Genomic DNA, 18,945 nt, shown 5'->3' with positions numbered 1-18,945 from the left:
CCGCACCAGAGCGACACCGCCGGGCCGTGGGGGGCCGATCAGCCCAGCGGGGTGGCGCGGGCCGCACCGACGGGTGGCCGTTGATCATCGCGTCGGCGGGCCCGCCGACGTAGACTGGCACTCGCTACAGTCGAGTGCCAGGACGGCTCGACCGGCCCAGGGTGCCGGCGGCCGACGTGCGACAGGAGGTGCGGAGGATGGGTCTCGACGACCGGAAACTCGCCGTGCTCCGCGCCATCGTCGAAGACTACGTCTCCACCCAGGAGCCGGTCGGCAGCAAGGCGCTGGTCGAGCGGCACCAGCTCGGGGTCTCCCCGGCCACGGTCCGCAACGACATGGCCGTGTTGGAGGAGGAGGGCTACATCCGGCAGCCGCACACCAGTGCCGGCCGGGTGCCCACCGACCGTGGTTACCGCCTCTTCGTCGACCGGTTGTCCCGGGTCAAGCCGCTCAGCCCGGCCGAGCGTCGGGCCATCGAGCGCTTCCTGGTCGGCGCGGTCGACCTCGACGACGTGGTGCACCGCACAGTGCGGCTGCTCGCCCAGCTGACCCGGCAGGTCGCCGTCGTGCAGTACCCGTCGCTGGCCCGCTCCTCGGTCCGTCACCTGGAGCTGGTGCCGATCTCCACCACCCGGCTGATGCTCGTCATGATCGCCGACACCGGGCGGGTGGAGCAGCGGCTGGTGGAGCTGCCCGGCCCGGTGCCCGCCGACGACGTCACCGACCTGCGTCGGCTGGTCAACGAGAAGCTGGCCGGGGCCCGGCTGTCCGACACACCGCCACTGGTGCAGGCGCTGGTCGAGGAGGCACCGGCCCAGCTGCGGCCGATGATGACGATGCTCTCCACGGTGCTCCTGGAGACGCTCGTCGAGCGGCACGAGGAACGCATCGCGCTGGCCGGCACCGCGAACCTCACCCGGGGTGGCCTGCTCGACTTCCAGGGTTCCCTGCGGCCGATCCTCGAAGCGCTGGAGGAGGAGGTCGTGCTCCTCAAGCTCATCGGCGAGACCGAGCCGAGCACGACCCGGGTGCTGATCGGCGACGAGAACGAGTTCGACAACCTGCGGGCCGCCTCGGTGGTCAGCACCGGCTACGGTCCGGGCGCGACGATCGTCGGTGGTCTGGGGGTGCTGGGGCCCACCCGGATGGACTACCCCGGCAACATCGCCACGGTGCGCGCCGTGGCACGCTACGTGGGCGAGTTGCTGGCCCAGAACTGACCAGTCAGGGCCGACGGCCGGCGGCTGCCGGATCGGCGCAACGCGAGACGAACATGAGGACACGGAACGCAGTGGCCAGGGACTACTACGGCATTCTCGGTGTGAGCCGGGAAGCCTCCGATGACGAGATCAAGCGCGCCTACCGCAAGCTGGCACGCCAGTTCCACCCGGACGTCAATCCGGACCCGGAGGCTCAGGAGAAGTTCAAGGACATCAACGCCGCGTACGAGGTCCTCTCGGACGATCGCAAGCGGCAGATCGTCGACCTGGGTGGCGACCCGCTCGCCCCGGGTGGCGGCGGCGCCGGAGGCCCGGGCGGTCCTGGCGGCGCCGGCCCGTTCGTCGGTTTCCAGGACATCATGGACGCGTTCTTCGGCGGCGCCGGCGGTGGCGCCCGTGGCCCACGGCCGCGTACCCGGCCGGGCGCCGACGCGATCCTGCGGCTCGAACTCGACCTGCACGAGACCGCGTTCGGCGTCGAGGCGCCGATCACCGTCGACACCGCGGTGCTCTGCACCACCTGCTCCGGGGCCGGCACGGCCGCCGGCACGCACCTGGCGACCTGCGAGGCGTGCGCCGGTCGGGGCGAGGTGCAGTCGGTGCAGCGCACCTTCCTCGGCCAGGTGGTCTCCGCCCGGCCGTGCACCGTGTGCCAGGGCTACGGCACCACCATCCCGCACCCCTGCCCCACCTGCGCCGGTGACGGTCGGGTGCGTACCCGCCGCTCGCTGACCGTCAAGATCCCGGCCGGGGTCGAGGACGGCATGCGGATCCGGCTGGCCCAGCAGGGCGAGGTGGGCCCCGGTGGCGGCACCGCCGGTGACCTCTACGTGGAGATCCACGAGCGCCCGCACGACGTGTACTCCCGCAAGGGCGACGACCTGCACTGCCGGGTCACCGTGCCGATGACGGCCGCGGCGCTGGGCACCCGGTTGACCATCAAGACGCTGGACAGCGAGGAGACCGTCGACGTCAAGGCCGGCACCCAGCCGGCCAGCACACTGCGCCTGCGCGCCCGGGGGGTGCCGCACCTACGCGGCACCGGCCGAGGCGACCTCTACGTGCACCTGGACGTGCGGACGCCGACCAAGCTCGACCCGGACCAGGAGAAGATGCTGCGCGACTTCGCCAAGACTCGTGGTGAAGAGGTCGCCGAGCTGTCCAAGCAGGGCGGCTTCTTCTCCCGGATGCGCGACGCGTTCAACGGGCACGCCTGAGGTGTCCGCACCGCTGTTCCTGGTCGAGGCGCTGCCCACCGGCGACGCGTTGACCCTGGACGGCCCGGAGGGGCACCACGCCGCCACCGTGCAGCGGCTGCGCGTCGGCGAGGAGCTGCTGCTCGCCGACGGGCGAGGCGGCACGGCCGCCGCCGTGGTCACGGCCGTCGGCCGGGGCAGCCTGGAGGCCGCCATCACCTCCCGGGGGTACGCGGACGCTCCGGTACCCCGCCTGGTGACCGTGCAGGGCATCGCCAAGGGCGACCGGGGCGAACTGGCCGTGCAGGCGATGACCGAGGTCGGGGTCGACGAGATCGTGCCCTGGGCGGCTTCGCGCTCGGTGACCCAGTGGCGCGGCGACCGGGGCGTACGCGCCCGGGAGAAGTGGGTGGCCACCGCCCGGGAGGCGGCCAAGCAGGCCCGCCGGCCGTGGCTGCCGGTGGTGGCCGGTGCGCCGGACGAGTCCACCGCCACGGTGGCCCGCCGGATCGCCGGTGCCGCCGCCGGGTTCGTGCTGCACGAGGAGGCCGAGGACCGGCTCACCACCGCCGAACTGCCCACCACCGGGGAGATCGTCCTGGTGGTCGGCCCGGAGGGCGGGATCGCCCCGGCCGAGCTGACCGCCTTCGCCGAGGCCGGCGGGCGACCCGTACGCCTCGGGCCGGCCGTGCTGCGCACCTCGACCGCCGGGGTGGCGGCGCTGAGCGTGCTCGCCACCCGCCTCGGCCGCTGGTAGCCGGCCACCGCCGACCCGACGCCACCCTGGGCCGCTGCTCGCTTCGGCCGCCAGCCTGGCCGGCCGCTCGTTTCGGCCGCCAGCCTGGGCCCGCGTGCGCTTCGGCCGCTGTGGCGCGGCTCGCGGGCCGGTGGTTCGGGCGGATCGGAGCCGCCCACGCCTGTGAGCGTGATGCCTGTCAGTCATCAAGATGACTGACAGGCATCACGCTCAACGTGGTATCCGCCGTCCGCCCGCAGGAGGCGCAGCGCACCGCCCGGACCGTCGGTGAACGCCGCACCGGGCCTGGGTCGCGAGGTCAGCTGCGCAGGTACGAGGCGCCGTTGAGGTCGACGATCGTGCCGGAGGCCCACTCGGCCTGCGGCGAGGCCAACCAGTGCACGGCGGCGGCGATCTCCTCCGGTTTACCCACCCGGTCGAACGGGCTCTGCGCCCGGATCGCCGCGCCCTCCTCGCCGCGCAGGTACTCGGTGACCATGTCGGTCGCCACGAAGCCCGGCGCGACGGTGGCGACCGCGATGCCGTACGGCGCGAGCGCCACGGCGAGGGACTGGCCCAGCGCGTTCAGCCCGGCCTTGCTGGCGCCGTACGCCGGTTGGTGCGGCTCGCCGCGGAACGCGCCGCGGGACGAGATGTTGACGATCCGTCCGCCGCGTTCGCGCATGTGCTGGGCGGCGCACCAGATGACGTTGCCGGCACCGGTCAGGTTGGTCTCCAGCACCTGCCGCCAGCGCTGCTGCCACTCCTCGTACGAGGCACCGAAGATCGGATGCGGGTCGTCGCGGTCGCCGTACGTCCCGGCGTTGTTGACCAGCACGTCCAACCCGCCGAGCAGTTCGGCGGCCCGGTCGACCATGACCCGGACCGCGTCCGGATCGGTGAGGTCGGCGCGGACCACCATGTGCCCGGTGCCGGGTAGCTGCGCGCGCAGGTGCTCAGCCGCGTCGGCCGAGTCGCGGTGGTGGATGGCCACCCGGTCGCCGCTGGCCGCGAACGCCTCCGCCACCGCGCGGCCGATCCCACGCGAGGCCCCGGTCACGAGTACCGCCCGATCCGTCATGCCGGCCATCCTGCCTCAGCCGTCCTCCGTGCGAACAGGCCGGCCGCGCACGCCGCGCCGCCACGCACCCTCCTTACACTGCCCGGATGGGATCCGACTGCCTGTTCTGCCGCATCGTCGCCGGGGAGATCCCGGCCACCGTGGTCCGGGAGACCGAGACCACGCTCGCCTTCCGCGACATCGACCCGAAGGCGCCGGTGCACGTCCTGGTCATTCCGAAGGAGCACTACGCCGACGTCGCCACGCTCGCCCAGGGTGACCCGGCGCTGGCCGCCGACGTGCTGGCCACGTCCGCCGCCGTGGCCGAGGACGAGGGCCTGCTCGGCGACGGTTTCCGGCTGATGTTCAACACCGGTGCGTACGGCGGGCAGGAGGTGTTCCACGTGCACGCCCACCTGCTCGGTGGCGCGCCGCTCGGCCCGATGCTCGCCCGGGACCTGACGTGACGGCAGGCGACGCTGTGGATGAGCGCCTGGGCCGGTTGGTCCGCCGGGTGCAGGCTGAAGCCCGGGTGCCGGCGGTGTCGGTGGCGCTGCACCGGGCCGACCGGCCGCTCTGGAGCTGCACCGTCGGCGAGACCGGCACCGACAGCCCGTTGGGGCCGGGCACCCAGTTCCGGATCGGCTCGGTGACCAAGACGTTCACCGCGGTGCTGGTCCTGCAGTGTCGCGACGACGGGCTGCTGGACCTGGACGACCCGGTGGGCCGGCACCTGGACCTGCCGGCGCACGGCGAGCTGACCGTACGCCGATTGCTGTCACACACCGGTGGCCTGCAACGCGAGCCGTTCGGCGACGTCTGGGACACCCTGCGCGCACCGGACACCGACCAACTGGTCGCCGAGCTGGACCGGGCCGAGCGGGTACTGCCGACCGGCCGGCGGTTCCACTACTCCAACCTCGGGCTGGCCGTCCTCGGTCACCTCGTCGCCCGGCTGCGGGGCGGGAGCTGGGCGCAGGCGCTCACCGAGCGGATCCTGACGCCGCTGGGGCTGACCGACACCACCGTGACCCCACGGCCGACGGCGGCCACCGGCTTCCTGGTCGACGCGTACTCCGACGAGGCGCACCCGGAACCGCCGACCGACTTCGGCGCGGTGGGGCCGGCCGCCCAGCTCTGGAGCACCGCGACCGACATGGCCCGGTGGGCGGCGTTCCTGGCCGACCCGGCGGCGCTGGACCCGGCCGGCGCGGTCCTCGCCCCGGCCACTCTGGACGAGATGCGCTGGCCGCTGACCACCACCGACGAGACGCTCTGGGGCGCGGGCTTCGGGCTCGGGCTGATCCTGATCCCGCAGGGGGAGCGGGTGCTGCACGTGGGGCACGACGGGGCGATGCCCGGCTTCCTCGCCGGGGTGTACGGCCGCCGGGGAGGTGACGGCACGGCCGGCGCGATGGGCGCGGCGGTGCTCGGCTCGTCCGGCACCGCGTCCGACCTGCTCGACCTGCCGCACCGGCTGCTCGCCGCGGCGGTCGAGCACGACCCGGCCGAGATCGAGCCCTGGCGACCCGGCGCACCCGCGCCGGCGGCCCTGCGGGGTGTGCTCGGCCGCTGGTGGGGCGAGGGCAGCGAGTACGTCTTCTCCTGGCACGACGGCGCCCTGCGGGCGCGCGGGGCCGGTGACCCGGCCGGACGTCCACCGGCGATCTTCACCCCGTTGCCGGACCAGCCGGACGTGTTCCGGGTGGTCTCCGGTCGGGAGGCCGGCGAGCTGCTGCGGCTGACCCGGGACGAGGCCGGCGTGGTGGTCCGGATGCACTGGGCGACGTACCGGTTCACCCGTCACCAGGAGACCTTCGACCGGTACGACTTCCGGGCCGGGAGTTGATCGCGGCCAGCGGAAATGGGCGCGATACGGCCCGCGTTGAACGGATACGATGGGGGTAACGTCCGCACGCCAGGCCAGCAGGCCGGCGCCGAGATCGAGAGCAGGTGGCGCAGGGCCCTTCGGCCCGACCTATGACCGGCACCCCACCTCCCGGCCCGCCCCGGGTGCAGACCAGGATCACCGTGCCCGACCCGAAGATCATGGTCAATCTGCTCGGCGCAGGCGACGAGATCCTCCGACTCGTCGAACGCTCGGTCAACAGTGATGTGCACGTCCGTGGCAACGAGATCACCATCACCGGTGACCCTGCGGACAACGCCCTGGCCGAGCGGGTCTTCAGCGAGCTCCTCGAACTCATCGAGAAAGGCGAGACCCTGACCACTGACGCCGTCCGGCGTACCGTCGGCATGCTCGAGCAGGGCAGCGCCGAGCGGCCCGCTGAGGTCCTGACACTCAACATCCTCTCTCGGCGTGGGCGCACCATCCGTCCCAAGACACTCGGGCAGAAGAAGTACGTCGACGCGATCGACACCCACACCATCGTCTTCGGCATCGGCCCGGCCGGCACCGGAAAGACCTACCTGGCGATGGCGAAGGCCGTCCAGGCGTTGCAGGCCAAGCAGGTCAACCGGATCATTCTCACCCGGCCGGCGGTCGAGGCGGGTGAGCGACTGGGCTTCCTGCCCGGCACGCTCAACGAGAAGATCGACCCGTACCTGCGCCCGCTCTACGACGCGCTGCACGAGATGCTCGACCCGGAGACCATCCCGAAGCTGATGGCCCAGGGGACGATCGAGGTCGCCCCGCTGGCGTACATGCGGGGCCGTACGCTCTCCGACGCGTTCATCATCCTGGACGAGGCGCAGAACACGACGCCCGAGCAGATGAAGATGTTCCTCACCCGGCTCGGCTTCAACTCCAAGATCGTCGTGACCGGTGACATCACCCAGGTGGACCTTCCCGGCGGGACGAGCAGCGGCCTGCGGGTAGTCCGGGAGATCCTGGAAAACGTCGAGGACGTGCACTTCTCCCAGTTGTCCAGCTCCGACGTGGTCCGCCACCGGCTGGTCGGGGAGATCGTCGACGCGTACGCCCGCTGGGACGCCGAGCGGGAGAATCAGCAGGCGCAGGGCGTTCACGCCGTGCCCGGGCGACCCGCCCAGGGCGGCCGGGCCGGCCGCCGCCGCTAAAGCAGAGGAAAGCAGTTGTCCATCGAGATCGCCAACGAGTCCGGTATCGACGTCGACACCGACGCCGTGCTCGCCGTCGCCCGCCACGCCCTCGACGAGATGGGGGTCAACCCCCTCGCCGAGCTGTCCGTGCTGCTGGTCGACATCGACTACATGACCGAGCTGAACCACCGCTGGATGGGTGGCGACGGCCCGACCGACGTGCTCGCCTTCCCCATGGACGAGGGCAGCGTCGACCACGGCCCGGGTGAGTCGGCTCCGGCCGGCGGCGAGCCCGCCCTGCTCGGCGACATCGTGCTCTGCCCGGAGGTGGCGGCGAAGCAGGCGGCCACCGCCGGGCACACGCCCGCCGACGAGCTGCACCTGCTCACCGTGCACGGCGTGCTGCACCTGCTCGGCTACGACCACGCCGAGCCGGAGGAGGAGCGGGAGATGTTCGCCCTTCAGGCTCGACTGTTGGCGAGCTGGCGGTCGACCCGCACCCAGTGATGTCCACTTCTCCGTTACTGGCGGCCGGCCCTACCGCCGGCCTTCCCGACTTCCAGCTGATCGTCTTCGCGGCCGGCCTGGTGGTGTTGGCCGGCCTGATCGCCATGACCGAGGCGGCCCTCGCCGCGGTCTCACCGGCCCGGGCCGCCGAGCTCGCCCGCGACGGTGTGCGCGGCGCCCGTACCCTCCAGGTCGTCGCCGGCGACGTCGTCCGGCACCTCAACCTGCTCCTGCTGTTGCGGCTGCTCGCCGAGCTGACCGCCACCACGCTGGTGGCGCTCGTCGCGGTGGACAGCTTCGGCGCCGGTTGGCGGGCCGCGCTGGTGACCGCCGGCGCGATGACCGTCGTCAGCTTCGTGGTGGTAGGCGTCGCCCCGCGCACCATCGGCCGGCAGCACGCCTACGCCGTGGGTCGTGCGGTGGCGCCGCTGGTCCGCTGGCTGGGCCGGGCGCTCAACCCGCTCGCGTCGTTGCTGATCCTGATCGGCAACGCGGTCACCCCGGGGCGCGGCTTCCGGGAAGGGCCGTTCGCCAGCCAGGTGGAGCTGCGGGAGCTGGTCGACCTGGCCGAGCAGCGCGGCGTGGTCGAGCACGGCGAGCGCCAGATGATCCACTCCGTCTTCGCGCTCGGCGACACCATCGCCCGTGAGGTGATGGTGCCCCGTACGGAGATGGTGTGGATCGAGGAGGGCAAGACGCTGGCGCAGGCGCTGGCGCTCTTCCTGCGGTCCGGTTTCTCCCGCATCCCGGTGATCGGCGAGAGCGTCGACGACGTGCTGGGTGTGCTCTACCTCAAGGACCTGATCCGGCGCTCCCGTGGCGGGGACCCGAGGGCCGAGCAGTTGCCGGTGGCCGAGCTGATGCGCCCGGCGACCTTCGTCCCGGAATCCAAGCCGGTCGACGACCTGCTGTCCGAGATGCAGGCGGCCCGCAACCACCTGGTCATCGTCGTCGACGAGTACGGCGGCACCGGCGGTCTGGTCACCATCGAGGACATCCTGGAGGAAATCGTCGGTGAGATCACCGACGAGTACGATGTCGAGCGCCCGCCGGTCGAATGGCTGGCGGACTCCTCGGTGCGGGTGACCGCTCGCCTGCCGGTGGAGAACCTCGGCGAGATGTTCGACACCGACCTGCCCACCGACGAGGTGGAGACGGTCGGCGGCCTGCTCGCGCAGTCGCTGGGGCGGGTGCCGATCCCGGGCGCCGAGGCCGAGGTCGCCGGTCTGCGCCTGGTCGCCGAGGGCACCACCGGCCGACGCAACCGGATCGACACGGTCCTGGTCAGCCGGGTGGAACCGGGCCATGAGCAGGACACCGCGGGGCGCGGCGAGCAGGCCGGCCCCGGGGACGACACAGACAACTTTCGAGACGACGAGAGGCAACCCGCCGATGCCTGACACACCCGCCGCGCCTGCCGCCCGGCCCACCCCCACCGCGTCGGGCGCGTTGAGCGCCGAGGACGGCAAGCTCGTCGTCCTGGCCCGGGGAGCCCGCGCGCGCGTCGGCGCTGTGGAGGGCGCCGCGGTCCGTGACCAGGACGGCCGGACGTACGCGGCGGCGAATGTCGCGCTGCCGTCGCTGACGCTCACCGCGTTGCAGTTGGCGGTCGCCTCGGCCGTGGCGGCCGGGGCGAGTCGGCTGGAGGCCGCGGTGGTGGTGACCGAGGCGTCGACACTGGACGGTGCCGGGCACGCGGCGGTGCGGGACCTCGCGGCGGACGCCCCCGTCCACGTGGCCGCTCCGGATGGCACGGTCCTCGGCACGGTGACCCAGTGAGCCCGGTGCAGGATCCGCAGGCGCGACCGTACCGGGCCGGGTTCGGCTGCTTCGTCGGCCGTCCCAACGCCGGCAAGTCGACGTTGACCAACGCCATCGTCGGCACCAAGATCGCCATCACCTCGAACAAGCCGCAGACCACCCGGCACGTCATCCGGGCGGTGCTGCACCGACCGGAGTCGCAGCTGGTCCTCGTCGACACGCCGGGTCTGCACCGCCCCCGGACGCTGCTAGGCGAACGCCTCAACGACCTGGTCCGGTCCACCTGGACCGAGGTCGACGTGATCGGCCTCTGCATCCCCGCGAACGAGCCGGTCGGGCGCGGTGACAAGTTCATCACCGGTGAGCTGGCCGGGCTGAAGGCGACCGTGCTGGCGGTGGTCACCAAGACCGACCTGGTGGACAAGCGCCAACTGGCTGAGCAACTGCTCGCGGTCAGCAAGATGGGGGAGTTCGCCGAGATCGTGCCGGTGAGCGCGGTGGCCGGGCATCAGGTGGACACGCTCGTCGACGTGATGACCAGTTACCTGCCGCCGTCGCCGCAGCTCTACCCGGACGACATGCTCACCGATGATCCCGAGCAGGTGCTGGTCGCCGAGCTGATCCGCGAGGCCGCCCTGGAGGGGGTCCGCGACGAACTGCCGCACTCCATCGCCGTGGTGGTGGAGGAGATGATCCCCGAGGGTCAGGTCATGAAGATCTACGCCGACCTGTACGTGGAGCGGCCCAGCCAGAAGGCCATCGTGCTCGGGCACAAGGCGAGTCGGCTCAAGGAGGTCGGCACCACCGCCCGTAAGCAGATCGAGGAACTGCTCGGGGGTCGCGTCTACCTCGACCTGCACGTGCGGGTTGCGAAGGATTGGCAGCGCGACCCGAGGCAACTGCGCAAGCTGGGCTTCTGACCCAGCTCATCGGGGTGCCGACCGGCGGTATGTCCACCTTTGGTCGGTTGAGGTCGGGGTCGTTTGGTGGCCGCCCCACACCGGGTAGGTAGGTTGTACCCGGCGTCCCCGACCCAGATGCAGGCTGATGCGCAACAGGTACCTCGATCTTCTCCGTTCCCTGGCCATCGTTCGAGTGGTGGTCTACCACGTCACCGGATGGGCGACCCTCACCCTCGTCTTCCCTGCCATGTCGGTGATGTTCGCGCTGGCGGGCTCACTGATGGCCGCGTCGCTGACCCGCGCCGGACCGGCGGCGGTGGGGCGTCGGCTGCGGCGGCTGCTGCCGTCGCTGTGGGTGGTCGCGGTGGTCTTCGTACCGGCCATGCTGTTCACCGGGCTGCCGGTGAGCCCTCGGGTGCTGCTGTGGCTGTTCCCGGTCGCCGACCCGCCGGCCAACCACTGGGGGGCGCTGGCGTTGAGCGTCATCTGGTATTTGCGCGACTACCTGTGGTTCGTGTTCGCCTCGCCGGTCGCGTGGTGGCTGTTCCGGCGTGCCCCGCTGCCGACCCTGCTCGCCCCGTACCTGCTGCTGGTGACGATCGAGGTGGGGATCTACCCGGCGCCGTCGGTGCTGCGCGAGTTCGGGCTCTACTTCGGAGCCTGGCTGCTCGGCTTCGCCCACCACGCCGGGATGCTGCGTCGGCTCTCCAACCGGCTGCTGTACCCCGTGGCCGCCGCCCTCGCCGTGGCCGGCGGCGCCTGGATCATCGCGCACCCCGGCCCGCGCGGGTACGACCTCAACGACAACCACCTGGGCAACGCCCTCTGGTCGGCCGCGTTCATCCTGATCGTGCTGGGTCGGGCACCGGCCGGGATCGCCTGGCTGAGCCGGAGCCGACTGGCCGACCGGGCGGTGACCGTGCTCAACCGGCGGGCGCTCACCGTCTACCTCTGGCACATGCCGTTCGTGGTGGCGCTCACCCCACTGGTCGACGTGGTGGGCTGGTCCCACCAGGACCCGGTGGGCCTGGCCATCCGGGTGCTGCTGGTCTTCGCCCTGGTCGGGCTGGTCACCCTGGCCGTCGGCTGGGTCGAGGACGTCGCCGCCCGCCGCCGCCCGGAGCTGATCCCCGGAGGCGGGACGACCGGCGGACCAGCGGTGGTGCCGGCGCAGCGGGTGGCCGGGGAAGCGGCCAGCGTCGAGATCAACGCTCGCTGATCGTGAGGTTGCCGCTCTTGGCCGAACCGTCGAGCACCAGGGACGCGGCAGGGTTGTCCACGACGGTGACGGTCTCGTCACCGGAGTCGGCGTTGGACCGGACCCGGTAGCTGCCCCGCGGCACCAGCAGCGTGACGTCGCCGCTGGAGGCGTGGACCCGGGCCGAGGCGGGCTGGTCCAGTTCGACGTTGACATTGCCGGAGCGGGCTTCGGCGTCGACAGTGCCGCCCAGCCGGCGTGCGGTGATATCTCCGGACGAGGCGCGCAGCCGAACCGCCGCGGCAGCCTCGTTCACCTCGATGTTGCCGGAGCGGGTCTCCACCCCGAGCGCGCCCGACGCGCCGGAGATCCGTACGTCACCCGAGGTCACCTGAAGCTCCACGGTGCCGACCCGGGTCAGCTCGACGTTGCCGGAGGTGGTCTCGCCCTGCACCGACACCCCCTCCGGCACCGTCACCTCGTAGGAGACGCTGCACCGCGAGCCGCAGTCGGTGTCCAGCACCAGCTCGCTGCCCTTGATCTCGTACCGGGTGTTGTCCGGTTCACCGCCCTGGTAGCGCACCACCCGCTTGATCCGCACCTCGGACGCCGGGCCGGTGCCGCGGACCACCACGTCGCCCGAGCTCCCGGAGAGCCGGATCGTGGTGATCTGGACCGCCTCGGTGTTGTCGTAGTCGAGGCGGCGGAACGACAGGTTGTCGCACCCAGCGAGCACGATGAGGGTGGTGGCGAGCCCAAGCGCGACGGGAGTGACGACGCGACGACGGCGCGGGGTGGTGGTCAGGTGCAGTGCCATGGCCAGCACGCTACGGCCGAGCACGAGCCGGCCGCATCGGGGTTCAACCGCGCTTGCACCCCGAACCAACCCTGATTTCACACCCCGAGGGAGAATGACCCGATGGCCGGGTACCGCCGACAGCTCTACCGCGACGACGCGGTGGTGCTGCGTGTGCAGAAACTCGGCGAGTCCGACCGGATCATCACGCTGCTCACCCGCCGGCACGGCCGGCTGCGTGCGGTGGCCCGCGGGATCCGCCGCACCACCAGCAAGTTCGGCGCCCGGCTGGAGCCGTTCGGCCACGTCGACCTCCAGCTCGCCGGTGACCCGAAGGGCAATCACGGCAGCTCCCTGCACACCATCAGCCAGGTCGAGGGCATCGACCTGTACGGCAAACGGTTCCTGGGTGACTACCCGCGCTACACGGCGGCCAGCGCGATCGCCGAGACCGCCGAGCGGCTGACCCCGGTGGAACGGGAACCGTCGCTGCGGCTGTTCCAGCTCACCGTCGGCGCGCTGAAGGCGCTGTCCCGGGGCGAGCACGCCACCACCCTGGTGCTCGACGCGTACCTGCTGCGCGGGATGTCCCTGGCCGGCTGGGCGCCCGCGCTGGTCGCCTGCGCGGTCTGCGGCACGACCGGGCGACACCGGGCGTTCTCGGTGCCGGCCGGCGGCACCGTCTGCCCGGATTGTCGGCCACCCGGTGCGGCTCATCCCGCGCCGGCCACCATCGATCTGATGTCCGCGCTCACCACCGGCGACTGGGTGATCGCCGACGCCACCGACACCGCCGTACGTCGGGAATGCAGTGGGCTGGTCGCCGCGCACCTGCAGTGGCACCTGGAGCGCGCGCTACGCTCGCTGCCGCTGGTCGACCGGGGTCCCTCGGCGGCCGGCACCGCCTCGCCGCCGGAAGGCACCGGGGCGGTGGTGCTCCGGCCACACGACGGCGTCGAGGCCGGGGCGGACGGCGCGAACAGGGAGTGACCGAGTGATCCGATCGAAGAAGGCCGGCCGACGCGAGCCGACCCCGCCCACACCACACCCGTCCGGGGCCCGCCCTCCGGCGCTGCCCACCGAGGCGGTGCCGAAGCACGTGGCGGTGGTGATGGACGGCAACGGCCGCTGGGCCAAGGACCGCGGGCTGCCCCGCACCAAGGGGCACGAGGCGGGGGAGCACAGCCTCTTCGACACCATCGAGGGTGCCATCGAGATGGGCATCCCGTACCTGTCGGCGTACGCGTTCTCCACCGAGAACTGGCGGCGCTCGCCCGACGAGGTCCGGTTCCTGATGGGTTTCAACCGGGACGTGATCCGTCGCCGCCGGGACCAACTGGTCGACCTCGGGGTCCGGGTGGTGTGGTCGGGCCGGTCCGGTCGGCTGTGGAAGAGCGTCATCTCCGAGTTGCAGACCGCCGAGGAGATGTCCCGCGACAACACGACGCTGACCCTGCAGTTCTGCGTCAACTACGGCGGGCAGGCCGAGATCGGTGACGCCGCCGCCGCGATCGCGCGGGATGTGGCGGCCGGCCGGTTGGATCCGGCGAAGGTCACCGAGAAGACCGTGGCGAAGTACCTCTACCACCCGGAGATCCCGGAGGTCGACCTGTTCCTGCGCCCCTCCGGGGAGGAGCGGATCTCCAACTTCCTGCTCTGGCAGACCGCGTACGCCGAGCTGGTCTTCCTGGACACGCTCTGGCCCGACTTTGACCGCCGTCACCTCTGGTACGCCTGCGAGTTGTACGCGCAGCGCGACCGACGCTTCGGCGGCGCGCTGCCCAACCCGGTCGCACCGGTTATCTGAGCCCACGCGCTTACCCGCACGTCACTCTGGGTATCAGAGACGTCAGAAGCCACTGACGGAGGTGAACCCACATGATCCAGAAGCGCATTGCCCAGTGGGCGGTGATGGCGGTCGCGGTGCCGTTGGCCGCAGCCGGTGCCCGACGACTCAGCCATACCCTGGAGGCCCGGCGTGGTCCCTCCGGGGCGACCCGGTTGCTGACCAAGGGTGCGGACCTGATGCGTCCGCAGAAGGCCAAGCGCCGCCGCTTCTTCTGACCATCCCCCCCACCCGTCCCCGACGCCGCCCGCACCCCTTGCGGGCGGCGTCGCCGCATCCCCGCCCCCGCCCCCACCCGCGCCCCCACCCCCACCCGCGCCCCCGCGCCCCCGCGCCCCCGCGCCCCCGCGCCCTCGCGCCCTCGCCCCCCGCCCCCGCGCTCGCCGTTCACCCCGCCCGCCATGCCCCGGTCGATCATGGAGTTGTGGTGGGAAGATTCGGTGCTTTTGCGACTTGCATCCCCCACCACAACTCCATGATCGACCCAGTCGGGGTCGGGTGGGTCGGGGTGGGTCAGGAGCGAGGACGGCGGGGCGGGGCAGGGCGACAGGCGAGGCGAACGGGCGGGTGAGAGCGGACGGGTGGGGCGGGGCTAGGGCGTGGCGGACGGGTGGGGCGGGGCGGGGCGGGGTGAGCGAAGGGGTGGGGCGGATGGGCAGGGTGGGCTGCGCGGTTGGGGCAGCTCCTGATCGGGGGCGGTATACGCGCGGGTGGGTGCGGTCGTTTCGGGGTCCTGTGCAAGGGCGGCGGGTAGGGTCCGGAGGTGGTGGGACGACGGCGGTTGGGGGAGATATGCGGGATCTCCGATTCAAGATGATCATGGCGTTGAACGCCGCCGATCTGGGCGATCCGATCTGCGAGCAGGTGGCCGAGATCTGCGCCGAGATCGCCGAGCAGCACTGCGCCGAGTTCGGCCACACACCGCAGCTGCGCACCGGCGAGATCGCCGAACTGGCCATCGGTGAGCCGGCAATGAGTTGGGCACCGTCGACCCCCGACGCCGGGCAGCGTGCCTGGTGACCGCGCCCGCACCCGCTGTCGACATCCGTCGGGCCGATGATCGCTTCGCCACCCGGATCTCCTGGCTGGACTCCAAGCACTCCTTCTCGTTCTCCCGGCACTACGACCCGGCCAACACCCACCACGGTCTGCTGCTGGTCAACAACGACGACGTGGTCCGACCGGGGGCCGGCTTCGAGACCCACCCGCACCAGGACATGGAAATTGTGACCTGGGTGCTGCGCGGTTCGCTGGTGCACCAGGACTCGACCGGGCACTCCGGGGTGATCTACCCGGGGCTGGCCCAGCGGATGAGCGCCGGCACCGGCATTCTGCACTCGGAGAAGAACGACGCCTGGCGGCTCAACAACCAGGAGCCGCACAGCGACCCGGTGCACTTCGTGCAGATGTGGGTGCTCCCCGACGAGGAGGGCATCGACCCCGGCTACGAGCAGTTGGAGATCGAGGACGAGCTGCTCCGCGGGGGTCTGGTGCCGGTCGCCTCCGGGATGGAGCGCTACGACGGGGCGTCCGCGATCCGAATCCGCAACCGGTACGCGACGCTGCACGCCGCCCGGCTCGCCCCCGGCGACGAGGTCACCATCCCCGACGCGCCCTACGTGCACCTCTACGTGCCCAACGGCACGGTGACCCTGGAGGGCAGCGGCCCGCTCGGCAGTGGCGACGCGGCCCGGCTCACCATGACCGGTGGCCGGCGGGTCACCGCCGACGAACCGGCCGAGATCCTCGTCTGGGAGATGCACGCCACGGTCGCCTGACCCGCCCCCACCCGCCCCACCCCACCCCGCCCCACCCCACCCCGCCCCAACCCGCCCCGCCCCACCCCGCCCCGCCCCACCCCGCCCCGTCGATCATGGGGTTGTGGTGGGTGACAAATCGCCCTCCCGGCCCCAAGCCGGGCACCACAACTCCTTGATCGACGGAGCCGGGCTGTCTCCGCTCTGGGATCTTGCGCCAAATGGCCGTGGTGGCCTCCCTGCGTGGGAGGCCACCACGGCCAGAATCGAGCCCGGTGCGGGCGCGGGGGCGCCGGGCCGGCTACGCCGGGGACTCGGTGCGGTCGGCGGCCCAGGTGGTGTGGAACGAGCCGTCGCGGTCCACCCGCTGGTAGGTGTGCGCGCCGAAGTTGTCCCGCAGACCCTGGATCAGCGCGGCGGGCAGCCGCTCCGCGCGCAGCGCGTCGAAGTACGCCAGCGACGACGAGAAGGCGGGCGTCGGTACACCCGCCCGGGTCGCGTCGGCCACCACCCGTCGCCAACTCGGTACGCCAGCGCTGACCGCCTCGGCGAAGTACGGCGCCACCAGCAGCGTCGGCAGGTCGGGCTGCTCGTCGTACGCCTCGCGGATCCGGTTGAGGAAGCGGGCCCGGATGATGCAGCCGCCCCGCCAGATCGTCGCGGTGCCGCCGAGGTCGATGTCCCAGTTGTATTCCTGGCTGCCCGCGCGGATGTGGTCGAAGCCCTGCGCGTACGCGACGATCTTGGAAGCGAGCAGCGCCCGGCGGACGTCCTCGACGAAGGTCTCCCGGTCGCTGACCTGCCACTTCTCACCCGCGTCGGGGAATGCCCGACGGGCCGCCTCGCGCTGGTCGACGTGCCCGGAGAGCGAGCGCGCGAACGTCGCCTCGGCGATCCCGGTGATCGGAATGCCCAGGTCCAGTGCGCTCTGCACGGTCCACCGACCGGTGCCCTTCTGCTCGGCCCGGTCCTGCACGATGTCCACGAAGGACCGGCCGGTCGCCGCGTCGGTGTGCGCGAGCACGTCGGCGGTGATCTCGATGAGGAACGACTCCAGCTCGCCGTTGTTCCAGTCGCGGAAGATCTCCGCGATCTCGGCCGGCGTCGCGTCCAGGCCGGCCCGAAGCAGGTCGTACGCCTCGGCGATGAGCTGCATGTCGGCGTACTCGATGCCGTTGTGCACCATCTTGACGAAGTGCCCGGCGCCGTCCGGCCCGACGTGCATGCAGCACGGCACGCCGTCCACCTGGGCGGCGATCTTCTCGAACATCGGCCCGAGCTTGGCGTACGACTCGGCGGAACCGCCCGGCATGATGCTCGGCCCGCGCAGTGCGCCCTCCTCGCCGCCGGAGACGCCGGTGCCGCTGAAGTGCAGCCCCTGGGCCCGCAGCGCCTCCTCCCGACGGCGGGTGTCGGCGAAGTGGGCGTTGCCACAGTCGACGATGATGTCGCCCTCGTCGAGCAGCGGCACCAACTCGTCGATCACCGCGTCGGTGGGCGCGCCGGCCTTGACCATGACGATGACCGCGCGGGGGCGCTCCAGCGACGCCACGAAGTCGGCCATCGTCTCGCCCGGCACGAACGTGCCCTCGTCGCCGTGCTCGGCGACCAGGCTGCGGGTGCGCTCCGGCGAGCGGTTGTGGATCGCCACCGTGAAGCCGTTGCGGGCCAGGTTGCGGGCCACATTGCGACCCATCACCGCCAGCCCGGTCACACCGATTTGTGCCCTCGCCTGATCAGCCATTCGTGCCGCCACCTCTCGTCACACCACTATCAGCGGTTGAAAACTTACCGTGATGTGGGCCGATACGGACCAGTGATCGGCGTCCCGCTACTGCCCGTAACCTGGCAGTTGTCGATGGCGGCTCGGGCTTTCGGCGGTGGTGGACGGGCCCGCGCAGGGAAACGTGTCGTCATCGCGCCCGGTGGGAGTCAGCCTTCGGCGAGACGGGCTTCGATTCGGGCGATCTTCCCGGTGAGCGCGTCGGTGACCCCGGGCCGAATGTCGGCCTTGAGCACCACACTCACCCGGGGCGCCTGCGCGGCGACCACGTCGACCGCCCGCTTCACCACCGCCATCACCTCGTCCCATTCGCCCTCGACGGTGGTGAACATGGCATCGGTCCGGTTGGGCAGGCCGGACGCCCGGACCACCCGTACCGCCTCGGCGACCAGATCGCCCACGGAATCGTCACCGCCGAGCGGGGTGATCGAGAACGCGATCAGCATGTGCCGATCGTGCCAGCAAAACCGGATGCGCGTCGGTCGGGCGGTGGCCTAGGGTACGGACATGCGTAACTGACGCCCCCTTTCCGAGCCGGCCCGCCGTCCCGCGTCGCGGTCCGTGCGCTCCCGGGCGTCCCGCATCCCCTCCCCGCCGTTCGGCGGCGATGGCCCTGCCTGGCCCCGGTGAGCAGTCCCTTCCCACTCGACCGTCGCGCGACGGCGGTCACCAGCCGATCCGACCGACCGCCGCAGCGCGGGACCGGCCGTTCCGGTCGGCATTGAAGGAGGCCCGGATGCCTACCAGGCGCAATCCGAAGAAGTTCCGTACCCCGTCGGCGACGCCCCTCGGCGTCGACCCGGCGGCCGGCCACGGACCGTTCCGACCCACCCTCCCCGCCCTCGACCGCACGGCCGAGCCGGTCCTGCCGGCGGTGCTGGCTGAGCCGGTCCTGCCGGCGGTGGTCCCGGACGAGGTGGCGCTGCCGGTGGACGTTCCGCCGACGGTCGACGTGCCGGCGGTGGCCGACGCGCCGGCGGTGGGGGAGCTGCCGAAGTCGGCCGTGCGCCGATCGGCACCGACGGCCGGTCCGCCCCAGGGCGGCGGCAACCGTTCCGGCGGCGGCCGCAGCCAGCACGCCGGACAGGCCCGCCGCTACGCCTTCCGCCGCAGCTGATCGGGCCCGCTGGCTGATCGAGCCGCCCGCTGGCTGATCGGGCCG

Annotated in this window: 21 protein-coding genes; 17 read left to right on the top strand and 4 right to left on the bottom strand. The window is 72.0% G+C overall.

The annotated features are described in order from the left end of the window. Nucleotides 1–197: 197 nt before the first annotated feature. From hrcA to EV382_RS18670, 3 genes are all read left to right on the top strand, one after another. Nucleotides 198–1,220 (top strand): heat-inducible transcriptional repressor HrcA, encoded by a 1,023-nt coding sequence (gene hrcA, locus EV382_RS18680; RefSeq protein WP_130403671.1) that lies wholly within the window; start codon nucleotides 198–200, stop codon nucleotides 1,218–1,220. A gap of 71 nt (nucleotides 1,221–1,291) precedes the next feature. Beyond that, the gene (gene dnaJ / locus EV382_RS18675) at nucleotides 1,292–2,437 is read left to right on the top strand and encodes a molecular chaperone DnaJ (RefSeq protein WP_208758636.1); all 1,146 of its coding nucleotides are present in this window, start codon (nucleotides 1,292–1,294) and stop codon (nucleotides 2,435–2,437) included. 1 nt (nucleotide 2,438) lies between these two features. Next, a complete protein-coding gene (locus EV382_RS18670) occupies nucleotides 2,439–3,173 on the top strand; it encodes a 16S rRNA (uracil(1498)-N(3))-methyltransferase (protein WP_130403667.1) in 735 nt (244 codons plus the stop codon). A 298-nt stretch (nucleotides 3,174–3,471) separates the two neighbouring features. Here EV382_RS18670 and EV382_RS18665 read toward each other — a convergent pair whose 3' ends face one another. Beyond that, complete coding sequence (locus EV382_RS18665) at nucleotides 3,472–4,233, bottom strand: SDR family NAD(P)-dependent oxidoreductase (RefSeq protein WP_130403665.1); 762 nt, start codon at nucleotides 4,231–4,233, stop codon at nucleotides 3,472–3,474. 86 nt (nucleotides 4,234–4,319) lie between these two features. Between EV382_RS18665 and EV382_RS18660 the strand changes: the two genes are divergently transcribed. The 8 genes from EV382_RS18660 to EV382_RS18625 all read left to right on the top strand — a co-directional run bounded on the left by EV382_RS18660 (nucleotide 4,320) and on the right by EV382_RS18625 (nucleotide 11,622). Next, nucleotides 4,320–4,679, top strand: coding sequence for a histidine triad nucleotide-binding protein (locus EV382_RS18660; protein WP_130403663.1), 360 nt, complete (start codon nucleotides 4,320–4,322; stop codon nucleotides 4,677–4,679). Between the two features lie 14 nt (nucleotides 4,680–4,693). Then, nucleotides 4,694–6,061, top strand: a complete 1,368-nt coding sequence (locus EV382_RS18655) for a serine hydrolase domain-containing protein (protein ID WP_244236751.1) — start codon at nucleotides 4,694–4,696, stop codon at nucleotides 6,059–6,061. A gap of 131 nt (nucleotides 6,062–6,192) precedes the next feature. Beyond that, nucleotides 6,193–7,251: a PhoH family protein gene (locus tag EV382_RS18650; protein WP_130403659.1), complete on the top strand. Its 1,059-nt coding sequence runs from the start codon at nucleotides 6,193–6,195 to the stop codon at nucleotides 7,249–7,251. A gap of 15 nt (nucleotides 7,252–7,266) precedes the next feature. Next, the gene (gene ybeY, locus EV382_RS18645; protein ID WP_130403657.1) at nucleotides 7,267–7,740 is read left to right on the top strand and encodes an rRNA maturation RNase YbeY; all 474 of its coding nucleotides are present in this window, start codon (nucleotides 7,267–7,269) and stop codon (nucleotides 7,738–7,740) included. After that, complete coding sequence (locus tag EV382_RS18640) at nucleotides 7,716–9,140, top strand: hemolysin family protein (protein WP_130403655.1); 1,425 nt, start codon at nucleotides 7,716–7,718, stop codon at nucleotides 9,138–9,140. Before ybeY ends, EV382_RS18640 begins: the two co-directional genes overlap by 25 nt. Further along, the gene (locus EV382_RS18635; RefSeq protein WP_130403652.1) at nucleotides 9,133–9,519 is read left to right on the top strand and encodes a cytidine deaminase; all 387 of its coding nucleotides are present in this window, start codon (nucleotides 9,133–9,135) and stop codon (nucleotides 9,517–9,519) included. Before EV382_RS18640 ends, EV382_RS18635 begins: the two co-directional genes overlap by 8 nt. Nucleotides 9,520–9,524: 5 nt before the next feature. Then, entirely contained in the window at nucleotides 9,525–10,421 is an 897-nt protein-coding gene (gene era / locus EV382_RS18630) for a GTPase Era (RefSeq protein WP_130408972.1), read from the top strand. A 127-nt stretch (nucleotides 10,422–10,548) separates the two neighbouring features. Further along, entirely contained in the window at nucleotides 10,549–11,622 is a 1,074-nt protein-coding gene (locus EV382_RS18625; protein WP_130403650.1) for an acyltransferase family protein, read from the top strand. Here the strand turns inward: EV382_RS18625 and EV382_RS18620 are convergent. Next, nucleotides 11,609–12,418, bottom strand: coding sequence for a DUF4097 family beta strand repeat-containing protein (locus tag EV382_RS18620; protein WP_130403648.1), 810 nt, complete (start codon nucleotides 12,416–12,418; stop codon nucleotides 11,609–11,611). The genes EV382_RS18625 and EV382_RS18620 overlap by 14 nt on opposite strands. 102 nt (nucleotides 12,419–12,520) lie before the next feature. Here EV382_RS18620 and recO point away from each other — a divergent pair, with 102 nt between their 5' ends. The 5 genes from recO to EV382_RS18590 all read left to right on the top strand — a co-directional run bounded on the left by recO (nucleotide 12,521) and on the right by EV382_RS18590 (nucleotide 16,021). Continuing rightward, nucleotides 12,521–13,387: a DNA repair protein RecO gene (recO, locus tag EV382_RS18615; RefSeq protein ID WP_130403646.1), complete on the top strand. Its 867-nt coding sequence runs from the start codon at nucleotides 12,521–12,523 to the stop codon at nucleotides 13,385–13,387. Nucleotides 13,388–13,391: 4 nt separating this feature from the next. Continuing rightward, nucleotides 13,392–14,204 (top strand): isoprenyl transferase, encoded by an 813-nt coding sequence (locus EV382_RS18610; protein WP_130403644.1) that lies wholly within the window; start codon nucleotides 13,392–13,394, stop codon nucleotides 14,202–14,204. 71 nt (nucleotides 14,205–14,275) lie between these two features. Continuing rightward, nucleotides 14,276–14,461: a hypothetical protein gene (locus EV382_RS18605; protein ID WP_124820420.1), complete on the top strand. Its 186-nt coding sequence runs from the start codon at nucleotides 14,276–14,278 to the stop codon at nucleotides 14,459–14,461. A gap of 574 nt (nucleotides 14,462–15,035) precedes the next feature. Further along, nucleotides 15,036–15,263, top strand: a complete 228-nt coding sequence (locus tag EV382_RS18595) for a thioredoxin reductase (RefSeq protein WP_130403642.1) — start codon at nucleotides 15,036–15,038, stop codon at nucleotides 15,261–15,263. Then, nucleotides 15,260–16,021, top strand: coding sequence for a pirin family protein (locus EV382_RS18590; RefSeq protein WP_130403640.1), 762 nt, complete (start codon nucleotides 15,260–15,262; stop codon nucleotides 16,019–16,021). The genes EV382_RS18595 and EV382_RS18590 overlap by 4 nt, the downstream gene beginning before the upstream one ends. Nucleotides 16,022–16,301: 280 nt before the next feature. Here the strand turns inward: EV382_RS18590 and gndA are convergent, their stop codons facing one another. Then, the gene (gene gndA / locus EV382_RS18585) at nucleotides 16,302–17,744 is read right to left on the bottom strand and encodes an NADP-dependent phosphogluconate dehydrogenase (protein ID WP_130403638.1); all 1,443 of its coding nucleotides are present in this window, start codon (nucleotides 17,742–17,744) and stop codon (nucleotides 16,302–16,304) included. A 188-nt stretch (nucleotides 17,745–17,932) separates the two neighbouring features. Then, on the bottom strand, nucleotides 17,933–18,229 hold the full coding sequence (locus EV382_RS18580) for a thiamine-binding protein (RefSeq protein ID WP_130403636.1): 297 nt from the start codon (nucleotides 18,227–18,229) through the stop codon (nucleotides 17,933–17,935). Between the two features lie 290 nt (nucleotides 18,230–18,519). Between EV382_RS18580 and EV382_RS18575 the strand changes: the two genes are divergently transcribed. Further along, nucleotides 18,520–18,900 carry a hypothetical protein gene (locus tag EV382_RS18575; RefSeq protein ID WP_130403634.1) on the top strand — a complete coding sequence of 127 codons (381 nt, stop codon included), beginning with the start codon at nucleotides 18,520–18,522 and terminating at the stop codon, nucleotides 18,898–18,900. The last annotated feature ends 45 nt before the right edge of the window (nucleotides 18,901–18,945 follow it).

Origin of the sequence: Micromonospora violae (genome assembly GCF_004217135.1) — a bacterium.
Taxonomy (GTDB): domain Bacteria; phylum Actinomycetota; class Actinomycetes; order Mycobacteriales; family Micromonosporaceae; genus Micromonospora; species Micromonospora violae.
This window is presented reverse-complemented; position numbering and strand designations above follow the sequence as displayed.